We start from the raw sequence: 255 nt of genomic DNA, 5'->3' as shown, positions 1-255 counted from the left end.
ATTATTATCCTTATGAGCTCTCGGATCAATTCTGTGGAGATGAAACCTATATCCGCGTGAACGGAAAATGGCACTATTTGTTTTTCTTTTTTGACGCGGTAAAGAAAATTATTCTTTCCTATCCCGTGTCGCCAAATCGTGATACCCTCACGGCTATTCATGCCATTGATGAAGTGTTGGTAAAGATGAAGGAGATTCCAGAAGATCTCACTTTTGTAGTCGATGGAAATCCCATCTATCTTCTAGCTCAACACT

General features: G+C 40.0%; 1 protein-coding gene. It reads left to right on the top strand.

Going from position 1 to position 255, the window contains the following annotated elements; translation table 11 throughout:
• Positions 1-255, top strand: a 255-nt coding sequence (locus tag KI363_RS21780; protein ID WP_212967628.1) for a DDE-type integrase/transposase/recombinase, incomplete at both ends; no start/stop codon positions are given.

Source organism: Lederbergia ruris, from assembly GCF_018332955.1.
GTDB classification, from domain to species: Bacteria; Bacillota; Bacilli; order Bacillales; family Bacillaceae_C; genus Lederbergia; species Lederbergia ruris.
Note: the sequence above shows the minus strand (reverse complement) of the source record. Positions and strands in the feature narration are given on the sequence as shown.